Raw genomic sequence first — 23801 nt, 5'->3', positions numbered from 1 at the left:
GCTCAGGGTGTAACTCTTCCTACATAAGCTCCATAAACATAGATAGATTTTCTAATTTCCTCAAGATCAAACACATTATCATAATAATACTGGGCAGCATCTTTATCAGGAAATGCCCCTAAACACAAAGCGTAATATGTTACATCACCTTTTTTAAATTTCATAGCATACGATGTGTACCCTTTGCTTCTTAAATTGATAATATCCTCAAATATCTGCCTTGCGTTTGTTCCTGACTTTAAAAAAATCGTATAAACAGATTTCCCAGCAAGTAATCCAGGATACTTCCTATTCCCCTCAACAACAACAAAATATGATTCTTCAGAAAGTTTATTTATAAGATAATTACCTTGATACGAACGTATTATTTTTAGTGCATCCTCAGAATTCACAACAAAAGTGGAAACCACAGTACCAGCTTCTATGACATCCAGTGTATATGCCACAATGGTGGGATAATCAAATTTTTCAAATGATATTCCAACATCACTCGCTTCTAAATCAGCAACTATTGCTTCATTTTCCTCTGTTGCTGGAACTTCTATCTCTGGTAACTTTGATTCCTCTGGTATATAAACAACCTTTACATCAACTGAGGACTTTTTAAAATACAAATATATTGTTGAAATAGTGAGCCCTAATGATAAAAGTGACAGAACTATTATTATCAACGCAAGGACCCGTATTTCAAATGGCTGAAATTTACGTTTGGCCAGATTATATTCCCTCCTCAACATATTTTGAGAGCAAATCCACAGTAGCCTCAACATCTTTCTTATGGACCAATTCATTTGGAGTATGCAAATACCTTGTAGCTATAGAAACTGTAGCGCTTGGTACACCTGCTTTTGTTTTTTGGTAACCTGCCGCATCAGTCCCACCGAAAATTAAAACTTCCATTTGATAAGGAATATTATATTTAGTCGCTATTTCTTTAAGTTTTTCCACTATTCTCCTATCGCTTATCGAATACCCATCCTTTATTTTTATACATACCCCTTTACCAAGTTCCATAGAAACTCTTTTAAAACCTTTGGGAGTATCTCCCGCTCCAGTTACATCTATAGCAATAGCAACATCTGGATCTATGTCATATCCTGCAACAAAAGCTCCTACCAAGCCTATTTCCTCCTGAACAGCAAAAACTCCATAGACTGTGTTAGTTGGTTCTTTCAGTCTTTTAAAAACCTCTATTATCACCGCACAACCTATTCTATCATCCATAGATTTAGATATATAAAAATCGCCTTGTCTGGTAAAATAACTATCAAATGTGCCAAACGTTCCTATTGGACACAATTTTTCTGCTTCTTCCTTGCTTTTAGCACCAATATCAACATATAGGACATCAAAACTTAAATTTTTAACGTTATTTGTATAATCAGACAGTGTTTCACTTTCTATCCCAACAACACCTATTACGTCACCAAATTTTATTCTACGATTGAACAAAGTATATGGAGAAACACCTCCAACTTTATCTATTCTTAAAAAACCTTTTTCATCAATGTTTGTTACAACCACACCTATCTCATCCATATGAGCATCTAAAAGAACTTTTTTATCTGTCTTTCCATTTTTCCAGACAATCAAGTTCCCCAGTTTATCCACACGATAACCGTCTATAAATCCTTCTAATTCATTAATAATAACCTTTCTTATGGTATCCTCCCTACCGCTTGGGCTGGTTGTTTCTGTTAACTTTTTAATCAACTCATCCATTTTAATACCTCCTCATATTTTCATTCAGTTTAAATTATACACTAACAAAAACCGTTTTGACAAATAAAAACAATTAACCAGAATAAATATATAATCTTGATATTAGTATTTCTTGCTTTTACAACAGCTAAGCAGAGGGTTTTCAACACTTTGATTATAAATTTTTTTGAACAACATATGAAACCTTTAAAAAGAACACCCATTTATTTATTCTTTTGCCAGCGAAATTAATTAAGATTATTCTAATTTAATTTTAAAGTTTAAATGATATAATTGTTTTAGTAAAACTCGGATAGTTAATAAAGAAAAGTCGGGATGATAAAATGTTAAACCTGATCACGTTTAAAGAAAAAATCACCAGATGGAATATAATACAAGAAAATGATCAAATTCTGATAGCAGTTTCAGGTGGTGCTGATTCAATCACATTACTGCACCTGCTTTATGCTTTAAAAAAAGAAAAGAATTTTGAAATTTTTTGCGCCACTTTAAATCATGGAATAAGAGATGACGCTGAAAAAGATGTGGAATTTGTAAAAAAGTTTTGCAAAGAATTGAACGTACAGTGTTTTGAAGGAAAAATAGATACCATAAATTATGCAAAATCAAATAAATTATCTTTAGAAGAGGCAGGAAGGATATTGCGATATGATTTTTTAATAAAGCTTTCGCAAAGATTGAAGTGCAATAAAATTGCTATAGCACATAATTTAAATGACCTTGTCGAGAATGTAATCTTTAGAATTTCTCGTGGTACAGGAACATTTGGAATACCTGGCATGAAACCTGTGAATTTGCCATATATACGCCCTCTGATTTTTTTCTCTCGCTCTGAAATTTTAGATTACATTTACAAGAACAACCTAAAATACGTTGAAGATTATACAAATAAAGATATTAAATATACGAGAAATTTCATAAGGCACAGAATTGTACCACTCCTAAAAAACATAAACCCAAATCTGGAAAAGGCAATACTTCATCTTTCAGAAAATGTGTGGGAATTAGACGAATATATAGATAAAAAAACGAATATTAAAGCAGAAAGATTACGCGGAAGATTATACTTTGACCTTCCAGAAGAAAAAACAATAATAATTGAAACTATAAGACGATTGTGCATTAAATATTTTAAAAAAGTTCCCGATAAAGAAAAACTTGATAGACTAAAAGCAAATTTAGGAAAAACAACTTTTAAAATTAGTTTCTGGGGAAATTTTGGAGTGGAAATATCGTATGGAAAAGTGCTTTTAGGAGAATTCGTTGAAAGAAAAGAATATGAATACAAAATAAATACTAATTTAATGAACCAGAAATATTACATAGATCCTTATCTGGTAGAAATAGGAAAAGGTGGTATAATATTTAATAAAGAAAAAATAAATGGAGATTTAATTTTGAGAAATTGGCGAGATGGCGACAAAACAAAAAGTGGAAAAAAATTAAAAAAAATATTTGTTGCAAAAAAAATTCCTTCTTTTATAAGAAGGATAATACCTGTTCTAACAGACAACGATGGAATAATTTACGTGCCAAAGGTATACATCTGGAAAGACGGATTAACTAAAGATTCAAGAAAAGGAATATCGGTACGTGTGGTTTTGAAAGGAGGGCTTTTATTTTGAATAAAGGAATTGGTTCATTAATCATAGGATTGCTTATTATTTTGGCACTTTTCTGGATTTTTGAAGGGATCTTCACGGGGAACAAAATGCCAGAAGTTAATATGCCTTACAGCGAGTTCATAAAAAGGGTAAACAGCTCGGAATCAGACATCACTAATGTGACGATAAAAGATGATGGTAACATAAGTATCACAACTATTTCTGGAAGGAAATACAACATATATGCCCCCTGGGTTCAATACGACATAACTTTAATTAACAATCTTGTAGATAAAGGGATACGGGTTACCGGTGAAAAAGGAATTGACAGTTCTTTCTGGGTAAATATAGTTGGAAATTTACTATTTTTTGTGCTAATGTTATTTATCTTCGGTTTCCTTATAAGAGGCCTTGGCGGAAGAAATACGCAAGCTTTTAGTTTCACTAAAAGCCGTGCCGAGAAAGTATTGCCAGGTAAGAAAAAAATTACATTTAAAGATGTAGCTGGTGTAGACGAAGCAGTAGAGGAATTAAAAGAAGTCGTAGAATTCCTAAAAAATCCTTTGCGTTTTAACAAAATTGGTGCAAGAATGCCAAAAGGTATCCTCCTCGTTGGACCTCCAGGGACAGGTAAGACTTTGCTCGCACGAGCTGTTGCTGGTGAAGCTAACGTTCCATTTTTCCATATAAGTGGCTCTGACTTTGTTGAACTTTTTGTCGGTGTTGGTGCTGCACGTGTAAGAGACCTTTTTAACCAGGCCAAAGCAAACGCTCCATGTATTGTCTTTATAGACGAAATAGATGCAGTTGGAAGACATAGAGGCGCTGGGCTTGGTGGCGGACATGATGAAAGAGAACAAACACTTAACCAGCTACTTGTAGAAATGGATGGTTTTGATGTAAAAGAAGGTATAATAGTTATGGCGGCTACAAATAGACCTGATATTTTAGATCCTGCATTACTTCGACCAGGAAGATTCGATAAAAAAGTAATTATAGATCCACCTGATGTTAAAGGAAGAGAAGAAATTTTAAAAATACATCTTCGAGGTAAACCTTTAGAAGAAGATGTAGATGTTAAAGTACTTGCTAAAAGAACCACAGGATTTGTAGGTGCTGACCTGGAAAACTTAATCAACGAAGCTGCACTGCTTGCTGCAAAAGAAGGCAGAGACAAAATGAAGATGGTCGATTTTGAAGAAGCAATTGACAGGGTAATAGCAGGCCCTGCAAGAAAGTCCCGTGTCATATCCGATAAGCAAAAAGAAATAGTGGCATATCATGAACTGGGACATGCAATAGTTGGAACAGCTCTTCCTCATTCAGACCCTGTTCACAAAGTTTCAATAATCCCTCGAGGATATCGAGCACTTGGTTTTACACTTCACTTACCTGTTGAAGATAAATATCTTATAAGCAAAAACGAACTTCTTGATAATATTACCGCAATTCTTGGAGGTAGAGCTGCTGAAGAAATTGTATTCAACGATGTAACAAGTGGTGCAGCAAATGATATAGAAAGAGCAACAGAAATGGCCAGAAAAATGGTATGCGAGCTTGGCATGAGTGAAAAATTTGGCCCTCTTGCCTGGGGAAAAACAGAGCAGGAAATATTCCTCGGTAAAGAGTTAACAAGGATAAAAAATTATAGTGAAGAGGTTGCAAGATGGATAGACGAAGAGGTTCAAAAGATAATAAATAAATGTTATGGAAAAGCTAAAGAAATTTTGCAAAAGCATCGAGAAAAACTCGATGAACTCGCAAGAATATTGCTTGAAAAAGAAGAAATAAGTGGAGAAGAATTACGAAAGTTACTCGAAGGGGATGGTATAGTTGTGGAGGAAAATCCTTGGATTGAGCCGAACAGTTGACTTTACTCCAGATGAATTTAATATATGGGATGAAGATGAAGAAATGAAAGCTTTTCACTTTGTATCAACATCAACCATTTTAAAACAGGTTGTTAAAGTTGGCGCCGATATCTTACACGACGTTTTACCAGAAGATTTGATCTCTGTAGTTACAAGCGCTCAGATTAAACATATTTCACCTGTTATATCCGGGAAAACTCTGGTAATAGGCGTAAGAGTCATCGATGTAAAAGAAAATCAAATTTATTTTCGCGGCATTGTGACATATAACAACAAAAAGGTCGCAGACGTAGAGTTTTCACGTTCCATAGTATCGAGAAACTATCTCAGGAGGAAAGCTGTTGAGACGGCCTCGAAGGAGTGAAGATTTTAAAGAATTCTCATATGTCCAGAAATTTTCTTCAAGTGAGATTAGATTCTTAAAGTTCAGTGGCAACCGTGAGGTTGCTTTAATTTTCCCTTCTACCTATCGAGTTGCTGCATCTTCCTTAGCATGGAGCTGGGTTCAACAATTGCTTGTACAAAATGATGTTGCAGTTGAAAGATTTTTCTATGAAAAATGGTTTAAAAAATTTTATTCCATAGAAACTCAAACCCCTCTTGACGAGTTCAGAATTTTAATGTTTTCCTTTCAATTTGAATTAGATTTTTTTAATATAATAGACACGCTCCTAAAATTAGGCATCCCTCCTTTGTGGTATAATCGAAACGAAAATCATCCTACCATAATAATAGGTGGCCCGGTAACACTATTCAACCCTGATATTGTAAAACCTATAGCAGATATAATTTATGTCGGTGATCTTGAAAATAATGTAAGCCAATTCTCCGAAGGTATAAAAATATTACTCCGAAATAAAAAAGAAGGAATAAAACATCTTTCAAAATTTCCTTATATTCTCTCGCATGTTAATGAGAAAAACACATTACAGCCAAAAAAAGAGATTTTAAATTTCGACATTCAGAAAAAAGTTCCCATTTCCCACTTTATAACCCCTTATTCAGAATTTCCGAACAAAGTCCTTATAGAGATTGGAAGAGGTTGTATCAGAAGATGTGCTTTTTGTGTTACAGGTTATACAAAAAAGCCTGTCAAATTTGTAAAACCAGAATTCTTAGAAGAACTTATCAAAAAATATAAATACCCAATCGGGATAATAAGCGCTACAATAACAGATTATCCCTGGATAGATAAACTTCTCAATATTTTAGAAAAATATAAAGTGACATTTTCCGTATCTTCCATGCGAGCTGACAAAGTAAATATAAAACTCTTAGAGCTTTTAAAAAAAGGCGGACAAAATTCATTCACTATTGCCCCAGAAGGCATTTCAGAAAAACTGAGACAGGTCATGTTAAAAGACTTACAAGAAAGCGAGATTTTAAACGCTTTAGAACTTGGAAGACAAATTGGCTTTAAAAATGTTAAAGCTTATTATATCATAGGCCTTCAAGAAGAAACTCCCGAAGATTTTTTAGAACTAAAAAGTTTTATAAAAAAAGTTAAAAAATTGGGCTATAAGAAAATCACTTTAAGCGTTAATCCGCTTATTCCAAAAAAATGTACACCATTTTCTGAACGCAAGCTTATAGATCGAAAAAGTTATACCAGAAAAATAAAATGGCTTAAAGAAAATTTAAAAGCAGTTAAAATTATCTCCGAAAGTTATAAATCTGCAGAGTTACAATACACTCTCAATAATTTTAATGAAAAAGAAGCAGAAAATTTTGTTGAGAATTATATAAGAACAAAATAAAATTTCTTGTCGTTTTTTATCAAAAGATTAAATATTTTTCAAAAAGGTAACTAACACAAAATGTGAACCTATTAGAAAAATTCTGTCGATATGAAGTACGAAAAAAATCCCTGGGGATCGACAGAAAAATAGCAAAATATTTTATTTTGAATTAACATTTAATTAACCTTAAAAAAATTATTATATGTTAGAATTAACAACACAGGAAAGTAAAGTAATAAAAATATAAAAAATGTAACTAAGTTTATATGATTTTTAGTGTTTTTACCGTACCTATGAGGAATTGAAACAAGTATATGATGATATAGAGATACGGCAAGAATCCGTTTTTACCGTACCTATGAGGAATTGAAACGTTTCTACATTGATTGGTTGCAACGCTGGCGTAAAGTTTTTACCGTACCTATGAGGAATTGAAACAAATTTCTTTCAAATTATCATATGCACCCTGCCATCGTTTTTACCGTACCTATGAGGAATTGAAACTCTTCTGTAGGTGTATATGTGTCAGGCCATCCTGCTATGTTTTTACCGTACCTATGAGGAATTGAAACATGATTGCATGGAAAGGTATTGAAACAGCAGTTTTTACACGTTTTTACCGTACCTATGAGGAATTGAAACGTTGACAAGCAAAGGAATGGTATGTTAGGCGAAAATATTGTTTTTACCGTACCTATGAGGAATTGAAACGATCTATTGTATTTGTAGTCCCATCTCCATGTGTTTAAGTTTTTACCGTACCTATGAGGAATTGAAACGTACATTTCTTTTGCTTTCTTTTTTAGCTGCGATAAGTTTTTACCGTACCTATGAGGAATTGAAACGTACATTTCTTTTGCTTTCTTTTTTAGCTGCGATAAGTTTTTACCGTACCTATGAGGAATTGAAACAAGTCGTATACAATGTTGTAGTTGTAGTATTCTTCGGTTTTTACCGTACCTATGAGGAATTGAAACTCTGTCCCAATTCTAAAAACAACAGAATTACCATGTATGTTTTTACCGTACCTATGAGGAATTGAAACAATTGCTTTATTAATCGGAGTCTCCTAAATCTTAAAGTTAACAGTTATAAAGATTCTAAATAGGAAAAATTTTATTAGAAAATTACAGAAATTAATTGTGGGTAATCATATCTATGACTTTCAAATAAGGCCCCCTTAAAACATTGACACAGTCTCAGTTTTGTGATAATATAATTTTCGCGGCGGCGTAGCTCAGAGGCTAGAGCAACTGATTCATAATCAGTGTGTCATGGGTTCGAGTCCCATCGCCGCCACCAAAATAAATGTGGAGCCTCTCTGGCTCCACTATATTTTTGCTACATTGCTTAAATAATCAGAAATACAACAACCCATTTTTTATAAGATTTGTAAAACTTATTCCAAATTTTTGACTTGCATTCCCTTATTAATATACCCTGATTTTATAAACTTTTTATCTTCCATGTTCAGAGTTTTTGAAATAAAGTTTGTAAACCTTATTGGGAGACCCATTGAAAAGAAAAAGTTTGGACGATCCTGTACATGAAAGTGAAGATGAGGCTCGGTAGAATGTCCAGAATTTCCACATAGTCCTATTATCTGTCCTCTTTTAACTTTGTCTCCTACCTTAACCTTTACACTTCCCTGTTTTAAATGAGCAAGAAAACTGTATTCATTTTTGCTGTGCTGTATAATAACAAAATTGCCTCTAAAATCTTTACTTTTCCAATCAATCTTCCCAATTTTTGCACTATCTGGCACATCATCTCTTATCTGAACGATTACCCCATCTGCCGGTGCCATTATTGGTTTTTCATACGCATAATAATCCTCAAGTTTTTTTCCATTATTTCTATATGTTTTACCATGATTATCTTTTATTACAAAATCGTAAGCATATCGCTGATTAATAACTTCCCAGGAGTGTGAAGTATCTTTAGTCACTCCACCATTTTCAACAAACCAGAATCCTTTAAATGGTAAAGAAAATTCTGTGCTTTGCTTATAATTTTCTGGTTTTTGAAATCTAAACATATATCTTAAACTTACCAATAGTTGACCAATTGTATGAAGCGAGATCTGATATAAAAGATGGAAATTGAAAAATACGGGATTTTTAAAAAAATCGAATATTAGTGGTATCCCGAGTAGCAAAAAAAATAAATAGAAAAACTCAAAAATCTTCAATTTCTCATAAAACGTTCCAAATAATCCAAGAACTCCTAACCACCATAATTTTTCAAAAATATTCTTGTTAAACATCTTTATTTTCAATATTTCTCCCTCCTCTTAAAAAAGTACAAGGTCTTATTGCATACGCTATCTGAAAAATTCCTTACTTATTTTGATAATTAACTCAACACATTTTCAGTAAAAGCGGCAAGTTCTATAGACTCATCTATACTTATTTCCGGATCTTTTCCAGCACTTACTGTCTCAGAAAAGTGCTTAATTTCCAGAACATATGGCAAAGCATTTTCTGTTATTACTTTCTCGTTTTCTGAATTTTTTTCTTTACTTATAATAATAAGCTTATGATTTTCTCTGCCAAGAACTCCATAAGGAACTGTTACATACGCTTTTTCAAAAATAAGAGTAATTGACGCGGAAAAGGATACAAATGATAAATAAGCAGTTGCAAAAATGTCATCTAATTTCGTAACTATAATATCTTCTATGTCAACACCATTATCGTGTCTCATATTTTTATAGACAAGTTCAGGCATTTTTCCAGTTATCCAACGAACAAAGTCTACAAAATAACATCCAAGATCATACATTGCTCCTCCACCATACTCAGGATAACATCTGTAATTTGAAAAATTTTGTGCTTTCCATTGATTCCATTTATCTATGGCAAATAGAAAATCAATATGTTTTAATTTTCCATATCTTTTACTCATTACCATACCCTTTAATATTTTATGTATCGGATGAAATCTGTACATAAAAGCTTCCATAAAGAACTTACCTGTTTCTCTTGATACCTCTTTTACTTTGATGCCTTCTTCTTTTTTCATAAAAGCAGGTTTCTCACATAAAACATGTTTTCCCGCTTTCATTGCATTTATTGCATATTTTGCGTGCATGTTGTTGGGAAGGGCAATATAAACAGCGTCAATTTCTGGGTCTTCCAACAACTTTTCATAATCATCATAAAATTTTTCCGGTTCCCCTACAACCCTTCCAGATTTACTTGCAAGAGCAACAAATTTTTCAGATGACAAACGTTTAATACTATCTATAAAAGTTTTTGAAATATTCCCGCCACCTAAAACTCCCCACTTCATAATTTCACCTCCTTCTTAAAATTTTACCACATTTGCACTTAAAAATATTTATGGTAAAATAAGGACAATCAATGACGTTTAAATAAGTTTGAGGAATTTAACTTTGTTAGTAAAGATTAATAATTCAACTTATCAATATTTTAGATTAATTTATTGAACGGAGGTTGAGATTTATGTTTTTAAAAAAAATCCCGAAATTGAAAATAGGAAATTTCGAAGCCAAAATTCCTATAATCCAGGGGGGAATGAGTGTAGGTATTTCCTTATCAGGTCTGGCTTCTGCTGTTGCAAATGAAGGTGGAATAGGTGTTATTGGAGCTGCAGGAATAGGAATGTTTGAACCAGATTTTCAAACCAACCTAAAAGAAGCAAATAAAAGAGCTTTAAAAAAAGAAATTAAGAAGGCACGGAAAAAGACAAACGGCATCATAGGAGTAAATATAATGGTTGCCTTATCTGATTTCTACGAACTCTTAATAACTGCTATAGAAGAAAAAATAGATTTAGTTTTCCTTGGAGCTGGTCTTCCCTTAAAACTTCCCAAAAAACTATTATCAGAAGGCCTTAAAAAAATTTACACAAAATTCGTTCCTATTGTATCCTCAGAAAGAGCAGCTTCCACTATTTTTAGATACTGGGCAAAACATTACAATCACGTACCAGACGCTGTTGTTGTTGAAGGACCCCTCGCAGGAGGACATCTTGGGTTTAAAAAAGAACAAATAAACGATCCAGACTATTCATTAGAAAAAATAATACCAAAAGTTATTTCAACAATAAAACCATATGAAAAAGATTTCAAGAAAGAAATCCCTGTTATTGCTGCGGGAGGAATATACACAGGAAAAGATATATATAAATTTTTGAAATTAGGAGCTAACGGAGTACAAATGGCCACTCGATTTGTAGCTACTTACGAATGTGATGCTGATATAAAATTTAAGCAAGCGTATTTAAACTGTAAAAAAGAGGACCTAACAATTATAGATAGCCCTGTAGGACTTCCAGGCAGAGCTATAAAAAATAAATTCCTGGAAGATGTTGCAGCAGGAATAAAAAAACCAATCACCTGTCTCTGGAGATGTCTAAAAACATGCGATTTTAGAAAAGTTCCATACTGTATAGCACTCGCTTTAACTAACGCTAAAAAAGGGAGATTGTCTGAAGGGTTCGCTTTTGCAGGGGCTAACGCTTACAAAATTAACGAAATTATCCCGGTAAAAAAATTAATAGAAACGCTATTAAATGAATATATAGAGACATCAAACGCGAATGTATAAATAATTTTCTACTTAATTTTTTCTGATAAAAGGCAGTAGCACTACGGTGTTACTGCTTTTTTTATTTTACAAAATCAACTGTAATTTTTTGAAATGCTTGACAAATTTTTTGGGATATTATACAATATTTTTTGAAAGGAGGTGAATTATTTTGCTACCAACATGTCCGGTATGCGGAAAGCCAATGAAAATAACTGAATTAAAATGCACCCACGATAATGTGAAAGTTTCAGGAATGTTCCAGGTCTCACCATTAGCCTTTTTAGACAAAGAAGATATGAAATTTGTAATACTATTTTTAAGAAGCAGAGGAAATCTAAAAGAAATGGAAAGAGTAACAGGTGTAGGATATTTCACCTTAAGAGGTAAACTTGATAAGCTTCTCAATAAGTTAGGCCTAAAACCAATCGGTGATGATGTAGTTGATGAAGAAGATGTTTTCACAAAATTAGAGAAAAGACTTATCTCAATTGATGACGCACTTGCCATCCTTAGAAAAAAGAAAAGGGGGGAAAATGATGGATGATATTAAAAAAATTCTTGAAGCTTTAGAAAGAGGAGAAATTACCAAGGAAGAAGCAGAAGCGTTAATCGCAGCCGTCAAAACTGGAAACACTGAAGCTGAAAAAGTTATTGATTTCGACGAAGAAGAATACAAAAAGTGGACTGGTTCAAAAGATGTAATAGGTGGAAAAATAGTTATTGATGAAGGCGAAGTTCATGAAGGAGATTTAAATGTTGTTAAAGGTGATGTTGTTGTAAAAGGAACTATCCAGGGAGAACTTTCTGTTGTTATGGGAAAGCTGGAATTTTCTGGAAAAGTAACCAAAGATGCAAATGTTGTTGGCTCCACTGTGAACTGGAATGGTGGAATTATAGAAGGGGATCTTAATATTGTAGGGTGTAAAGAATCTGGAAAACCGCCTGTTGTAAATGGAAATCTTGTAAGATACAATAACGCTTTCATCAAAGGTATTCTTAGCTTTTTTGTTAAACCATTTCTCTCAGGTCTTGAAGTTCGTAACGGAAAAATTTTCTCAAAAAATTATGGACTCATAACAAACATTATGTCAGGTAAAAAAAGAAGAAAAAAAGAAATTGAAGAGCTCGTTGTTAAAGAAGGAGAAATATACGAAACAGAAGATGAATTGTTTGCAGAAAGAATTGTAGTTAAAGGAGAATTTATAGGAACAAATGTTGAAGCAGAAGAAATAATAATAAGTGGCAATCTTAAATGCGGAAATGTTTCTACAGAATCACTTTACTTAAACGAAGGTGCAATACTAAAATGCGGAAATATTTCAGCAGAAGAGATTGTTGTTGAAGAAAATGCAAAGATTAGTTGTGGCAACATTTCAAGCGAAACTATTAATGTAAATGGAAAAATTTCTGCAGGTTACGTAAATTGTGAACATATATATGGAAAAGGGAAAGTAAATGCCGGGTTTATTTCAGCCGAAAGCAACGAACTGAAAAACTGATTAATTACTATACTCACGCCCCTTTTATATATACAACTTAGCTTTTTTTGTTAAAAAGAATTTTCCTTTTTAGCATTTTATATTTGCAAAAATCATCTGGTGCGGTTTGTTATTTATCAATGCGGTAGCAAAAAACAAGATAAAAACCGCACCATTTTTAAATATCAAAAAATTCAAACAAATTAGTAAATAATCAAGGGGGAGTCTTTATGGAAACGTTAAAAGTCAAAAATTTAAAGAAAATATACAAAACTAAAAAGAAAGTCATTGAAGCAGTTAAAAATATATCTTTTTCTACTTATAAAGGAGAAATTTTTGCGATTTTAGGACCTAACGGTGCCGGCAAAACGACAACAATAAAATCTATTTTAAGGCTCGTTATTCCAGAAGATGGAGAAATTTCCGTGATGGGAATAAATTTAAAAAAACACCCAAAAAAGGCTCTTGAAAACATGAGCGCAGTTCTTGAAGGTAACAGAAATATTCACTGGCGTTTAACTGTGATGGAAAATTTAAAGTATTTTGGCTATATACGGGGTCTTGGAGGAAAATATCTGAAAAATCGTATCAATGAAGTAATAGAACTTGTTGAACTGTCTCACAAGAAAAAAGAATTAGCAGGCAAACTTTCTCGTGGGATGCAACAAAGACTCGCTATAGCCATAGCATTATTACCCGACACTCCTATTGTTCTTCTTGACGAGCCTACTCTTGGACTTGATGTTGAATCGACAATAAAGGTAAGAGAAATATTAAAAAAACTATCGGAAAATGGTAAAACCGTATTGTTATCATCACATGATATGCATCTTGTTGAAAGTATAGCAGATCGTGTAATGATAATAAACGATGGAAAAATCGTTGCTTACGATAAAAAGGATAATTTATTAAACGCCTTTAGAAAAAAAGCTTATAAAATAACCATAACTGGAATCCCCGATAAAAATAAACTTTCTTATCTCCAGATGTATGGAAATGTATATCACGAAGATGGAGATACCACACTTGAAATCCAGCTTGAAGATATTAAAGAACTTTACGAGATATTTGATAAATTTAAAGAAATGGAGCTCGAACTCAAGCATTTAGAAAGTATAATGGTTAACTTTGAAAAAGTATTTGTTAGTCTGGTTCAAAGGGGGAAAAATCTATGAAATATTTGAACCTTTTCAAAGGAACCCTCTTAAGGGTAATAGCAGAAATCAAAAGGTATTATTTGAATACTCTTTCAACTTTTGCAGTCATGATTTTAATATTCTACTTTATGGTAATAGGAATTAATCGATTTGGAAGTCCCGCTTCTCTGGGAAATAATCTCCAGGGAGTTGCGGTGGGATACTTTGTCTGGATAGCTTTACTTGGTGCGTTGGTTGATCTTTCATGGACAATCATAAATGAAATGAGTATAGGCATAATCGAACAATCGTTTTTATCTCCACTGGGGCCAGGTGTTATTTATCTTTTCTATCAATTATCAAATTTTATATTTATGATGCCACTTACTCTGTTTATGATGGTAGTTATTTTTAAGATGGCGGGTCTTTCAATATTAGTTCCAAAAGAATTTTTCATAATACTGATTTTACTGATATTTCAGGGTTATGGCATAGGATTTATACTAAGTGGAATAACTTTAAGATTCAAAAGAACTCAGGCACTGCTTCAGATAGTTCAGTTTGCAATAATATCATTTTTAATAGCCTCTTTCGATGGAATATACAAATTCCTTGTACCAGCTAATGCCTATGTTGTCGCTATGAGGATGACTATGAATAATAAACCAATAGATTCTTATTATTGGATTGGAATGATAGTCTCAACTTTAGCTTATTTAACAATTGGAATGTTGATATTTTCTTATTATTCAAACAAAGTAAGGAAAAAAGGAGAAATAGCTGTATATTAACGCTCTCACAATTTTCACAAAAGCGAGGCAGATGTCTCGCTTTTTATATAGATTTATATAGAAATGATAAATGATAAAATATTATTTAATGAAAGGAGGTAAAAAATGAAATATCTTGTTGTCTCTGATCTTCACGTTCCCACAAGAAACAGAGAAATACCTGATGTGATTTTAGAAGAAGCGGAAAAATGCGATGGAATATTCGCCCTTGGTGATTTTGTAGACATAAATACAGTTCTTTTACTACAACAAACAAACAAAAATTTTTTTGCAGTTTACGGAAATATGGATGAACCTGATGTAAAAGATTATCTGACTTCTCAAAAAATTGTTCAAATAGGTAACTTCACAATAGGACTGATCCATGGAAGTGGTTCTCATTTTAATATACCTGAGAGAATTAAAAATCATTTCGATAATGAAGTGAATGTTATTTTATACGGTCATAGTCATTTAGTCGACGATTCAACAAAATTTGGAAAGCGTTTCATAAATCCTGGTGCAGGGCACAAAACATACGGTATAATAGAAGTTAAAGGAGACAAACTAACATTTACAGTCAAAAAAATCAAAGGAGGGCTTTCATGGTAGGATATGAGATTTATATAAGATCCTTTTACGATTCAAATAGCAATGGAACAGGTGACTTCAACGGTATAGCCAAAGCTGTATGGTATCTAAAAGAACTTGGAGTTGAACTTGTATGGCTAATGCCCCATTTTAAATCACCGAGTTATCATGGCTACGATATCATCGACTTTTTCGACACAAATAGCACATATGGTAACATAGACGATATGAAGGCTATGATAAAAACACTCAAAGAACATGGAATAAAAGTAATAATAGATCTCCCTTTAAATCACGTATCTTCAAGACATCCCTGGTTCAAAGAAGCTTTAAATGGAAGCCAGAAATATAAAGACTTTTTTCTCTGGGGAAACGAGAAGATCAATCTCTATGAAAAAAGACCGTGGGATAATGAACCGCTCTGGCATAATATGAAAGGCAAATGGTATTATGGAGTTTTCGGGGGCTCTTCACCAGATCTTAATTATGAAAATCCAGAAGTAATTGAAAAAGCTTTAGAAATAGTTGAATTCTGGCTAAAAGTGGGAGTTGATGGCTTTAGATTTGATGCTGCTAAACATATTTACGATTATAACTTAGCAGAAGGTCGGTTCCATTATAATCATGAAAAAAATATAAAATTCTGGAATCTTATCATGGAAAAAGCAAAAAATATAAAAAACGACGTCTTTGCTGTTACAGAAGTCTGGGATAATCCAGAAATAGTTTCCGAATATGCAAAAACGATAGGATGTTCTTTTAATTTCTATTTCACAGAAGCTTTAAGAGAATCGATAAGTCATGGTACAACTTATAAAATCGTCGATTGCTTTTCAAAAACACTAACAAACAAAGAACAAGTCTATATTCAGGCAAATTTTAGCGGAAATCACGATATGACACGAGTTGCTTCAGTAATCCAGTCTGAAGAACAGAGAAAAGTCTTCTTTGCCATGTTATTAACCACTCCTGGAATACCTTTTATATATTACGGAGATGAGCTCGGAATGAAAGGAGTTTATGATCCATATTTTACTGAACATGTACTTGAACCAATGCCATGGTATGCCTCCCTTTCCGGGGAAGGGCAAACTTTATGGAAATCCATAGGATTCAATTATGCTTTTACAGGTGTTTCTGTAGAGGAACAATCACAAAGGGCTGATAGTCTTTTAAATACAGTTAAGTACTGGATAAAATTTAGAAAAGAAAATTCATGGCTTACTAATTCATGGATAGAAGACATACACAACTCTCAATTCATAATAGGATATACGATAACTGATGGAAAAAACTCAATGAGAATTTACCACAACATTGCAGGGCATAGTGAGGAAATAGATGGAATAAAATTAGAAGCTTATGAAACGAAGGTGTTGTAATGATCAGACGTCTACCTGAGTCGGTAGTTAGCAGAATTGCAGCTGGAGAAGTTGTCATAGGCCCATTTTCTGTTGTGAAAGAACTTGTAGAAAATTCAATTGACGCCGGAGCAAATTCTATAGAAATAGAACTACGCAACGGCGGAAAAAGTTACATCAAAGTAAAAGATAACGGCCACGGAATGTCAAAAGATGAACTTATTATAGCCGTTAAAGAACATACAACGAGCAAAATAGAAAAATTCGAAGATATTTATAAATTATCAACGTACGGCTTTCGGGGAGAAGCTCTTTCTGCAATTGCAAGAGTAAGTAGATTAATAATTACCTCCAGTAGCGGGGTTGAATCTCATAGACTGGAAATAATAGGAGGTCGAGTAAAAAGTATAGAAGAATACCCTCACAGTCGTGGCACCACAATAGAAGTGTATGACCTGTTTTTCAACGTACCGGCAAGAAGAAAGTTCTTAAAATCAGCAATTTCAGAACAAAGAATGGTTACAGAAATTGTTGAAAAATTTATTTTAAGTACCCCTCAAATAAGTATACTGTACAAAAACGAACAAGAAATAATTTACCACGCAAAAACAGGCACCCTGAAAGAAAGGTTTACACTCGTATTTCCAGAAGTTAAAGAATTTACCGAAATGAAAGGAACATATGTTAGCGGAATAATTTCTTCACCGGATTATTACAGAAAAAATAGAACTGGACAAATCTTTTTTGTCCAGGGAAGATATGTCGTAGATAAAATGCTATATTCAGTATTTGAAACTGGGTATGGCGAAGCCATTACTACAGGGAGGCATCCATACGGCGTAATTTTTATAAATATCCCCCCAGAAAAAGTTGATGTAAACGTACACCCACAAAAACTGGAAGTGAAATTTTCAAATCCAAAAGAAATCTATTCTGACATAATAAGAACTATAAGAGAAGCAATAAAAACTTTCATTTCCAAAAAAATTTATATTATCAACGAGCACTCTTTTAAAGAGAGTCAGAAAGATTACATAACAAAAAATACCTTTAAATCTCAACAAATATTTCAAAGTACAAAAAACGAATCTGAAGAAAACAAATATGTTGAACAATTTCTGCTCAATGCCAATCAGAAAAACATAGAATACAAAAATAATTTGTTGATAATTAAAAAACGATATGTCCTATTTGAAGGGGAAGATGGAATTTATATAATGGACTTTCACGCTGCACATGAAAGAATACTTTATGAAGAACTTCTAAAAAACTTTGAAAAAAAAGTAGATTCTTTAAATTTAATTGTTCCAATAAAGATTCAAGCTGGAAAAAGCTTTAAAGAATTGATAAATGAAAAACTTCCGGACTTTACCTCCCTGGGATTTGAAATAAAAATAGAGAAAAACGAAATTCTGGTTTTATCAGTACCTCGATTCATAAAATTATCACTTGTTCCGGAAATTATCCAGGAAGCCGTTAATGAACTACAGGTTTCTGAAAAGAGCTCAAAAGAACTCAGACACATAATCGCTGACAAAGCATGTAAAGCAGCGGTAAAAACAGGCTATGACATAACTTTTGAAGAGGCTCAAAAACTCATAAAAACTGTTTTTGACAGGAAATTATTAACATGTCCTCATGGGCGTCCACTGTTCCTTAAAATAACATACACCGAAATTGATAAGTTCTTCGAAAGAACTTAAATTATGTTTTTCTCACAATCAACTCTGGTTTTAAAACAATTGCTCTTGGCTTTCTCGAGTACCCTTTAATTCTCTTTAAAAGAATTTCACCTGCCATTCTTCCCATTTCATAAATCGGTTGCTTTATCGTTGTTATATTTAAAATATTCGACAATGTTAAATTATCAAATCCACACAAATAAAAGTCTTTTTTTCCCTCAAGTCCGAGCAATCTTGCAACTTCAACTATAGGAAAAGCAAAATAATCAGTAGCGGCAAAAATCAAGCTCCTTTTTACACGTCTGAATATTCCCTTGGCTATGTTAAAAGCCTGAAGCCAATCAAGAGGTATTTCAAAAATTTCTGATACCTTCTTTCCTTTTCTCTCTATCGACTCAATAAAACCATTAACCCTTTCGTCAAACACTGTACTTTCAAGCTCACTTTCAGGCCTATGGGTAACAATAAAAATTTCACCTTCAAAAGATGCTATATAATCTCCAGCAAGCATACCACCATAAAAATTATCAACCAAAACTGAATCATAATTGGACGACTCATATTCCAGAGAAACTACAGGGGTATTTCTTGGAATGTACTGAGAAAGTAACCTATCAACATTCAATGCATCAATTATCAACCCGTCTGTACCGAGAACAAAATCTGAAGATTCTTTTACAAACCTGTATCTATTATCACTGTAAAGCGGATAAACAAAAGACGTATACCCTTCGTTTTCTAAAACTCTGTCTATCCCCATTAATAGTAACTGATGAAACTCTCCAACCATCTGTGGAAATATTGTGGTAATTATTCCAGAATGTCCACTTGAAAGTCTCCTGGCATGTGGATTTGGAATATATCCAAGCTCTTCGATAACCTTCAAAACATGCATTCGGGTTTTTGGATTCACATGCGGGCTATTGTTTAATACTCTTGAAACTGTACCAACCCCAACCCCTGCCTTTTTTGCTACATCTTTTATTGTGAGTCCTTTTTTCCTCATCTCAACGCCCTCCTTAGCATATCAAAAGCCTGGAGAACACTCCTGCTTCTTATCATATTTCTATCTCCTCTAAAATTATATTTTTGAGAATAATGCACATCATTTCTAACATTATAAATGCAAATCCAGACTGTACCAACAGGCTTTTGAGGAGTACCACCAGAAGGACCCGCTACACCAGAAATCGCCACGCCGAAGTCACTCCGTAATAATTCGGCAACTCCTTTACTCATCTCCTCAACACATTCTCTGCTAACAGCTCCATAATTTTTTATGGTTTTTAAACGAACACCTAATAAATTTATCTTCACTTCATTTGAATATGCTATTATACCTCCTTTAAACACGGAAGAAACACCAGGTATTTTTACAAACTCTGATGATAAAAGACCTCCAGTACATGACTCAGCAAATGAAACTGTCATGTTGCTTTCCAAAAGTTGTTTATAAACCACTTCTTCTATTGTAGAATCGTCATAAGCATATATATTATCTTTTATTGCCAGTGTAAGTTCCTTGACTATATTATCTATAACATCCTTCAATTCAACGGGTCCGGTAAATCGCAATTCTACCCCACTTTTGTGGCTCGCCATAGTTGCAACGTTTACATTCTTATTGGAATAAATTATGTGTTTATATTCATCAACAAGAACAACTTCTGGAATTCCAACGGTTTTAACTCTTCTCATATAAAATCCCGGCAATTCCCTTAAATTTTCTATTGCCTTTTTAAACATAGGAATAAGTTCAGAAGGTGGCCCTGGTAAAAGGATTATATGTTTACCAGAAATATTCAAGAACTGTCCAGGAGCTGTACCTACTGGATTTTCTATTATTTCCGCGCCTTCTATTACATAAGCCTGTCTGTTTATAATTTCAGGAACATTTTCATAAAAGGCTTTTGCTTTTTTTATTATACTCTCAGATAAATTTTTAGAAAAAACCAACTTTTTATTGAGAGCTTCGGCAACTGCTTCCCTTGTTAAATCGTCCTCTGTTGGGCCCAATCCTCCTATAGTTATAACTAAATCGGATCGTGATATAGAATCTTTTAACTCATAAACTAACAAATCAAAATCATCTGGAACACTTTTAATTAGTAAAGTTTCATAACCTACATTAAACAACTCACGAGAAATATATTTAGAATTTGTATCAACGATAAGTCCCTGTACCAGTTCATTTCCAACAGCAAGAATTATTGCTTTTTTCATAAAAAACACTCCCCATTAAAAAATGGAACGTTTCCATACAATTAATAATACCATAAAAATTACACGTTTTTCACCTTTATAAATATGATATAATCAAAAATGCATGATACTATTTGAGAAAGGAGTACCCAGATGACCAGAATTTTTGTTGTGGTTGTTTTACTCTTGATAAGTTCTTTAATATTGGGGACTTATTTTGGTTTTTCAGTAAACGAAGGAATATGGGTAAAAGAAACTTTTAAAAATGTTGAAATGCGAATTGGTTACCCTTACTCCTCAATAAAATTTTTCAAAGAAGGGCTTTTATCTTTTGAAGGAGATTTCGGTTATAGTTTTGCAAACGAGCAATTTATAGGTTCATTTGGCCTTTTTTCAAAAGTTGAATTTTTCAGTTTTAAAAGTTTTATAAAAATAACTTTCCATAATTTAAGAAATGTAGATGGTACAACAGAAATTGGAAGAATGTATTTTGGAATAAATCCAGAATTTCAATTTAAAAATACAAAAACATTTCTTATTCTTGAAACGTCAACCTTTTACCTTTATTACGATCCATCCACTGGAATAGATTTTGGTTCAATTTTTAATTCAGACGATATTTTCAGATATAAAGTAACAGCTGGAATAAAACACCACATAACACCTGATATAGAATTAAGTATATCTCTTGGAACAAATTACAAATGGGTCCCTTACCTATCCTTCCCTATACTGGGAAATGAATTTTTTGACGCAGGAATCGTTGTAAAATTTTAAAGGTGGTAGATGGCGTGATAGACAAGGCTCTAAATGAAATCAAGAAAGAAAGTCCTTTTTATACATACCTTTTACTCGGTATCCAATTTCAGGAAAACTATAGCATTAGAAATCTGGCTATCAAGTTTGCCAGAACCGGTGATATTGTGTTACTTTACAATCCTTCTTCTGTAAAGAAAAAGCCATTGTGGTTTTTAAAAGCACTTATTTTGCATGAAATAATGCACATAATAAACCAGCACTTCCGTATTAAACCAAAAAATGCTAAAGAAAAAAAGATATGGGATCTTGCAATGGATGCTGCCATAAATCAATATATTCCAGAACTTGATGCAAGAAGCGTTCCATTAAATGTGTTAATTGAAGAAGGCCATGGAACTGACAATGATACCATTTTTGTAGGGCCTCCTGCCTTTATGATAAACGCTACTGCCGAGGAATATTTTGAATGGATAATGAATGAATTCGAAAAACGCAAAGACTTTGACGTTGAAGCTCTTCCAGACACATTTGATGATCACTCTTCCTTATATAACAATCCCGAAACAACTCTTGAAATGATACTTGAAATAACACAAAATAAGATAGGAAAAGCCTTTAACATGTTCGGAAAAGAATTAGATTCTGGTTTAAAACAAATGATTTCACTCTCTTTGCAAAACTCAAAAGTTGACTGGAAAACAGCACTAAGAAAATTTTCTGGCGCATCAAAAAAAGGTGAAAGATATATGACGCCTTTACGGCCGAATCGCCGGTATGAAAACCTCCCTGGCTGGAAACAAGAATATAAATCCAAAATAGCCGTAATTATGGATACAAGTGCAAGCATAATAGATGAAGAATTAAATCAATTTATAACCGAAATAGAAAAATTATCAAAATATGATGTTGACATAGTTCTCATTCAGATAGATAAATCTGTTACTCTGGTTACAAAATATATTTCCGGCAAATGGAAAAATCTGGAAGTATACGGTGGAGGGGAGACTAATTTACAACCGGCAATTGATTATGCTGAAAAAGAACTCAACATAGAAGGACTAATTATTTTTACAGACGGGTTCGTAGATATTCCCCATATAAAAAGGAGAGCGCTTTTTGTTTTATCTTCAAAGTACAATCATGAATTTCTGGAAGACGCTATTAAAATTTATGGAAAATCTTCAGTTATAGTACTAAAGAATTAGAAAGGAGTATCTACCATGAGATTCTGGTTAGAATTAAAAAGAATTATCAGAAAACCAGCAAATTTACTGTTGATTTTGATGGTTCCAGCGCTGCTTACAATTGGTGGAATAATATTTTTTAATGGCTTTGGAGTAAGTTCTATAAAACTTGGTGTTTATAACAAAGATAACTCTCCATTTTCGCGATTCACAATAAAACTTGTAATGTCCTTTTTTCAGGGGAGTACTTTAACCTATGTGGATGAAAACTATCAGGCTCTTCTTCAAAATGGTAGTCTTAATGCTATTCTGGTAATACCAGAAAATTTTACAGATGGTCTTTATAATGGAGAACAGGTAAATATCAGTTTTATACCAAGTCCAGTTGACCTGCAATTATCCGTTGGAATTTACAACGTAATAAACTCCATTTTCAAAGATTTAAGTGGAAGCCCCTTTTTCAACCCGCAGGTTCTAAAATATCTGTTTGTTGGTGAAGGAACACCTGCTCCAAAAATCGTTCCAAAAACCGAAAATTTTGAAACAACCTTTGGTAACTTATTTTCTCCAGCTATTTTATTCCTTTCAGTTGTATTCTTAACACTTTCAATAGGAGTTTTAAGTATAATCAACGATAGAGAAAACGGTTTAATTGCTATTTTTAAAGTGAACAACGAAAAATGGTATTGGTACGCCCTTTTAAAGTTTCTACCTCTCATGGTATTGGGATTATTAGTCTCCTTTATAGTTTACACTATAGGATATATTTTCGGAATTAAAATACCATTGAAAATATTTTTACCTTTGAGTCTTTTATGTTCAATTTTCCATGCAAGTTTAGCTCTTATACTATCTTCCCTATCACCCACTCGCACAATAGCCAACATTTCCAGCATAGCTCTGTCAATGTTTTTCTTTTTCACAAGTGGAAGCATAACACCTGTAAGTACTTTACCATCTTATATCTACAAAATATCAACTTTTACCCCAATATATAAAACTATCTATGCTATCAGAAACTATCAGCTTACTAATTCTCCAATTTCAGCCGAACTCAAGTATATTAGTATCGTATCTATCATCACACTTATAGGTATGCTTTTGATAATCAAAAAAGAATTCTCAAAAAAATAACCACTACAAATT

The 23801-nt window shown here is 33.0% G+C and carries 21 protein-coding genes, 1 tRNA gene and 1 CRISPR repeat array; of the genes, 16 read left to right on the top strand and 6 right to left on the bottom strand.

Annotation, left to right across the window (positions count from 1 at the left end; genetic code table 11):
- Positions 1-2 precede the first annotated feature (2 nt).
- Positions 3-671 (bottom strand): hypothetical protein, encoded by a 669-nt coding sequence (locus JYK00_RS04840; RefSeq protein ID WP_228288214.1) that lies wholly within the window; start codon positions 669-671, stop codon positions 3-5.
- 46 nt (positions 672-717) lie between these two features.
- A complete protein-coding gene (locus JYK00_RS04835) occupies positions 718-1722 on the bottom strand; it encodes a M42 family metallopeptidase (RefSeq protein ID WP_207567552.1) in 1005 nt (334 codons plus the stop codon).
- Positions 1723-2045: 323 nt separating this feature from the next.
- Here JYK00_RS04835 and tilS point away from each other — a divergent pair, with 323 nt between their 5' ends.
- The 5 genes from tilS (at position 2046) to JYK00_RS04810 (ending at position 8238) form a co-directional block, all read left to right on the top strand.
- Complete coding sequence (gene tilS / locus JYK00_RS04830) at positions 2046-3347, top strand: tRNA lysidine(34) synthetase TilS (RefSeq protein WP_207567551.1); 1302 nt, start codon at positions 2046-2048, stop codon at positions 3345-3347.
- Positions 3344-5197 (top strand): ATP-dependent zinc metalloprotease FtsH, encoded by a 1854-nt coding sequence (gene ftsH / locus JYK00_RS04825; RefSeq protein WP_207567550.1) that lies wholly within the window; start codon positions 3344-3346, stop codon positions 5195-5197. The genes tilS and ftsH overlap by 4 nt, the downstream gene beginning before the upstream one ends.
- Positions 5181-5561 (top strand): thioesterase family protein, encoded by a 381-nt coding sequence (locus JYK00_RS04820; RefSeq protein ID WP_228288213.1) that lies wholly within the window; start codon positions 5181-5183, stop codon positions 5559-5561. Before ftsH ends, JYK00_RS04820 begins: the two co-directional genes overlap by 17 nt.
- The gene (locus JYK00_RS04815; RefSeq protein ID WP_207567548.1) at positions 5539-6954 is read left to right on the top strand and encodes a B12-binding domain-containing radical SAM protein; all 1416 of its coding nucleotides are present in this window, start codon (positions 5539-5541) and stop codon (positions 6952-6954) included. Before JYK00_RS04820 ends, JYK00_RS04815 begins: the two co-directional genes overlap by 23 nt.
- Positions 6955-7214: 260 nt before the next feature.
- Positions 7215-7981: a CRISPR direct-repeat array (repeat unit 30 nt; unit sequence GTTTTTACCGTACCTATGAGGAATTGAAAC).
- 181 nt (positions 7982-8162) lie between these two features.
- A tRNA-Met gene (locus JYK00_RS04810) sits at positions 8163-8238 on the top strand.
- A gap of 97 nt (positions 8239-8335) precedes the next feature.
- On the opposite strand, the gene JYK00_RS09870 is transcribed toward JYK00_RS04810, so the two are convergent.
- Together JYK00_RS09870 and JYK00_RS04800 are read right to left on the bottom strand one after the other, a co-directional pair.
- Positions 8336-9214: a M23 family metallopeptidase gene (locus tag JYK00_RS09870; RefSeq protein WP_207567547.1), complete on the bottom strand. Its 879-nt coding sequence runs from the start codon at positions 9212-9214 to the stop codon at positions 8336-8338.
- Positions 9215-9291: 77 nt separating this feature from the next.
- A complete protein-coding gene (locus tag JYK00_RS04800; protein WP_207567546.1) occupies positions 9292-10230 on the bottom strand; it encodes a Gfo/Idh/MocA family protein in 939 nt (312 codons plus the stop codon).
- 173 nt (positions 10231-10403) lie between these two features.
- Here JYK00_RS04800 and JYK00_RS04795 point away from each other — a divergent pair, with 173 nt between their 5' ends.
- From JYK00_RS04795 to mutL, 8 genes are all read left to right on the top strand, one after another.
- A complete protein-coding gene (locus tag JYK00_RS04795; RefSeq protein ID WP_207567545.1) occupies positions 10404-11510 on the top strand; it encodes an NAD(P)H-dependent flavin oxidoreductase in 1107 nt (368 codons plus the stop codon).
- A 151-nt stretch (positions 11511-11661) separates the two neighbouring features.
- Positions 11662-12036 carry a DUF2089 domain-containing protein gene (locus JYK00_RS04790; protein WP_207567544.1) on the top strand — a complete coding sequence of 125 codons (375 nt, stop codon included), beginning with the start codon at positions 11662-11664 and terminating at the stop codon, positions 12034-12036.
- Entirely contained in the window at positions 12029-12991 is a 963-nt protein-coding gene (locus tag JYK00_RS04785) for a bactofilin family protein (protein ID WP_207567543.1), read from the top strand. The genes JYK00_RS04790 and JYK00_RS04785 overlap by 8 nt, the downstream gene beginning before the upstream one ends.
- Before the next feature lie 209 nt (positions 12992-13200).
- The gene (locus JYK00_RS04780; RefSeq protein WP_207567542.1) at positions 13201-14145 is read left to right on the top strand and encodes an ABC transporter ATP-binding protein; all 945 of its coding nucleotides are present in this window, start codon (positions 13201-13203) and stop codon (positions 14143-14145) included.
- Positions 14142-14897 carry a hypothetical protein gene (locus tag JYK00_RS04775; protein WP_207567541.1) on the top strand — a complete coding sequence of 252 codons (756 nt, stop codon included), beginning with the start codon at positions 14142-14144 and terminating at the stop codon, positions 14895-14897. Before JYK00_RS04780 ends, JYK00_RS04775 begins: the two co-directional genes overlap by 4 nt.
- A 105-nt stretch (positions 14898-15002) precedes the next feature.
- Positions 15003-15488, top strand: a complete 486-nt coding sequence (locus JYK00_RS04770; protein ID WP_207567540.1) for a metallophosphoesterase family protein — start codon at positions 15003-15005, stop codon at positions 15486-15488.
- Positions 15482-16849, top strand: a complete 1368-nt coding sequence (locus JYK00_RS04765) for an alpha-amylase family glycosyl hydrolase (RefSeq protein WP_207567539.1) — start codon at positions 15482-15484, stop codon at positions 16847-16849. Before JYK00_RS04770 ends, JYK00_RS04765 begins: the two co-directional genes overlap by 7 nt.
- Positions 16849-18531 (top strand): DNA mismatch repair endonuclease MutL, encoded by a 1683-nt coding sequence (gene mutL, locus JYK00_RS04760; RefSeq protein WP_207567538.1) that lies wholly within the window; start codon positions 16849-16851, stop codon positions 18529-18531. The genes JYK00_RS04765 and mutL overlap by 1 nt, the downstream gene beginning before the upstream one ends.
- 1 nt (position 18532) lies before the next feature.
- On the opposite strand, the gene JYK00_RS04755 is transcribed toward mutL, so the two are convergent.
- Complete coding sequence (locus tag JYK00_RS04755; RefSeq protein WP_207567537.1) at positions 18533-19516, bottom strand: LacI family DNA-binding transcriptional regulator; 984 nt, start codon at positions 19514-19516, stop codon at positions 18533-18535.
- Positions 19513-20733: a competence/damage-inducible protein A gene (locus JYK00_RS04750; protein WP_207567536.1), complete on the bottom strand. Its 1221-nt coding sequence runs from the start codon at positions 20731-20733 to the stop codon at positions 19513-19515. Before JYK00_RS04750 ends, JYK00_RS04755 begins: the two co-directional genes overlap by 4 nt.
- Positions 20734-20865: 132 nt before the next feature.
- On the opposite strand from JYK00_RS04750, the gene JYK00_RS04745 reads away from it, so the two are divergent.
- The 3 genes from JYK00_RS04745 to JYK00_RS04735 are packed head-to-tail and all read left to right on the top strand — an operon-like array spanning position 20866 to position 23789.
- Positions 20866-21489, top strand: coding sequence for a hypothetical protein (locus tag JYK00_RS04745; protein ID WP_207567535.1), 624 nt, complete (start codon positions 20866-20868; stop codon positions 21487-21489).
- A 14-nt stretch (positions 21490-21503) separates the two neighbouring features.
- Positions 21504-22676, top strand: a complete 1173-nt coding sequence (locus JYK00_RS04740) for a vWA domain-containing protein (RefSeq protein WP_228288212.1) — start codon at positions 21504-21506, stop codon at positions 22674-22676.
- Between the two features lie 15 nt (positions 22677-22691).
- Complete coding sequence (locus JYK00_RS04735) at positions 22692-23789, top strand: ABC transporter permease (RefSeq protein WP_207567534.1); 1098 nt, start codon at positions 22692-22694, stop codon at positions 23787-23789.
- Positions 23790-23801: the final 12 nt, after the last annotated feature.

Source organism: Thermosipho ferrireducens (assembly GCF_017358165.1).
Taxonomy (GTDB): domain Bacteria; phylum Thermotogota; class Thermotogae; order Thermotogales; family Fervidobacteriaceae; genus Thermosipho_B; species Thermosipho_B ferrireducens.
Note: the sequence above shows the minus strand (reverse complement) of the source record. Positions and strands in the feature narration are given on the sequence as shown.

Excerpts from the sequence above, each read along its gene's own strand:
- JYK00_RS04835 (WP_207567552.1), bottom strand. The coding sequence starts at position 1,722 with ATGGATGAGTTGATTAAAAAGTTAACAGAAACAACCAGCCCAAGCGGT.
- JYK00_RS04775 (WP_207567541.1), top strand. The coding sequence starts at position 14,142 with ATGAAATATTTGAACCTTTTCAAAGGAACCCTCTTAAGGGTAATAGCA.
- JYK00_RS04735 (WP_207567534.1), top strand. The coding sequence starts at position 22,692 with ATGAGATTCTGGTTAGAATTAAAAAGAATTATCAGAAAACCAGCAAAT.
- tilS (WP_207567551.1), top strand. The coding sequence starts at position 2,046 with ATGTTAAACCTGATCACGTTTAAAGAAAAAATCACCAGATGGAATATA.
- mutL (WP_207567538.1), top strand. The coding sequence starts at position 16,849 with ATGATCAGACGTCTACCTGAGTCGGTAGTTAGCAGAATTGCAGCTGGA.
- JYK00_RS04785 (WP_207567543.1), top strand. The coding sequence starts at position 12,029 with ATGGATGATATTAAAAAAATTCTTGAAGCTTTAGAAAGAGGAGAAATT.
- JYK00_RS04795 (WP_207567545.1), top strand. The coding sequence starts at position 10,404 with ATGTTTTTAAAAAAAATCCCGAAATTGAAAATAGGAAATTTCGAAGCC.
- JYK00_RS04800 (WP_207567546.1), bottom strand. The coding sequence starts at position 10,230 with ATGAAGTGGGGAGTTTTAGGTGGCGGGAATATTTCAAAAACTTTTATA.
- JYK00_RS04765 (WP_207567539.1), top strand. The coding sequence starts at position 15,482 with ATGGTAGGATATGAGATTTATATAAGATCCTTTTACGATTCAAATAGC.
- JYK00_RS04745 (WP_207567535.1), top strand. The coding sequence starts at position 20,866 with ATGACCAGAATTTTTGTTGTGGTTGTTTTACTCTTGATAAGTTCTTTA.
- JYK00_RS04780 (WP_207567542.1), top strand. The coding sequence starts at position 13,201 with ATGGAAACGTTAAAAGTCAAAAATTTAAAGAAAATATACAAAACTAAA.
- JYK00_RS04770 (WP_207567540.1), top strand. The coding sequence starts at position 15,003 with ATGAAATATCTTGTTGTCTCTGATCTTCACGTTCCCACAAGAAACAGA.
- JYK00_RS04755 (WP_207567537.1), bottom strand. The coding sequence starts at position 19,516 with ATGAGGAAAAAAGGACTCACAATAAAAGATGTAGCAAAAAAGGCAGGG.
- JYK00_RS04750 (WP_207567536.1), bottom strand. The coding sequence starts at position 20,733 with ATGAAAAAAGCAATAATTCTTGCTGTTGGAAATGAACTGGTACAGGGA.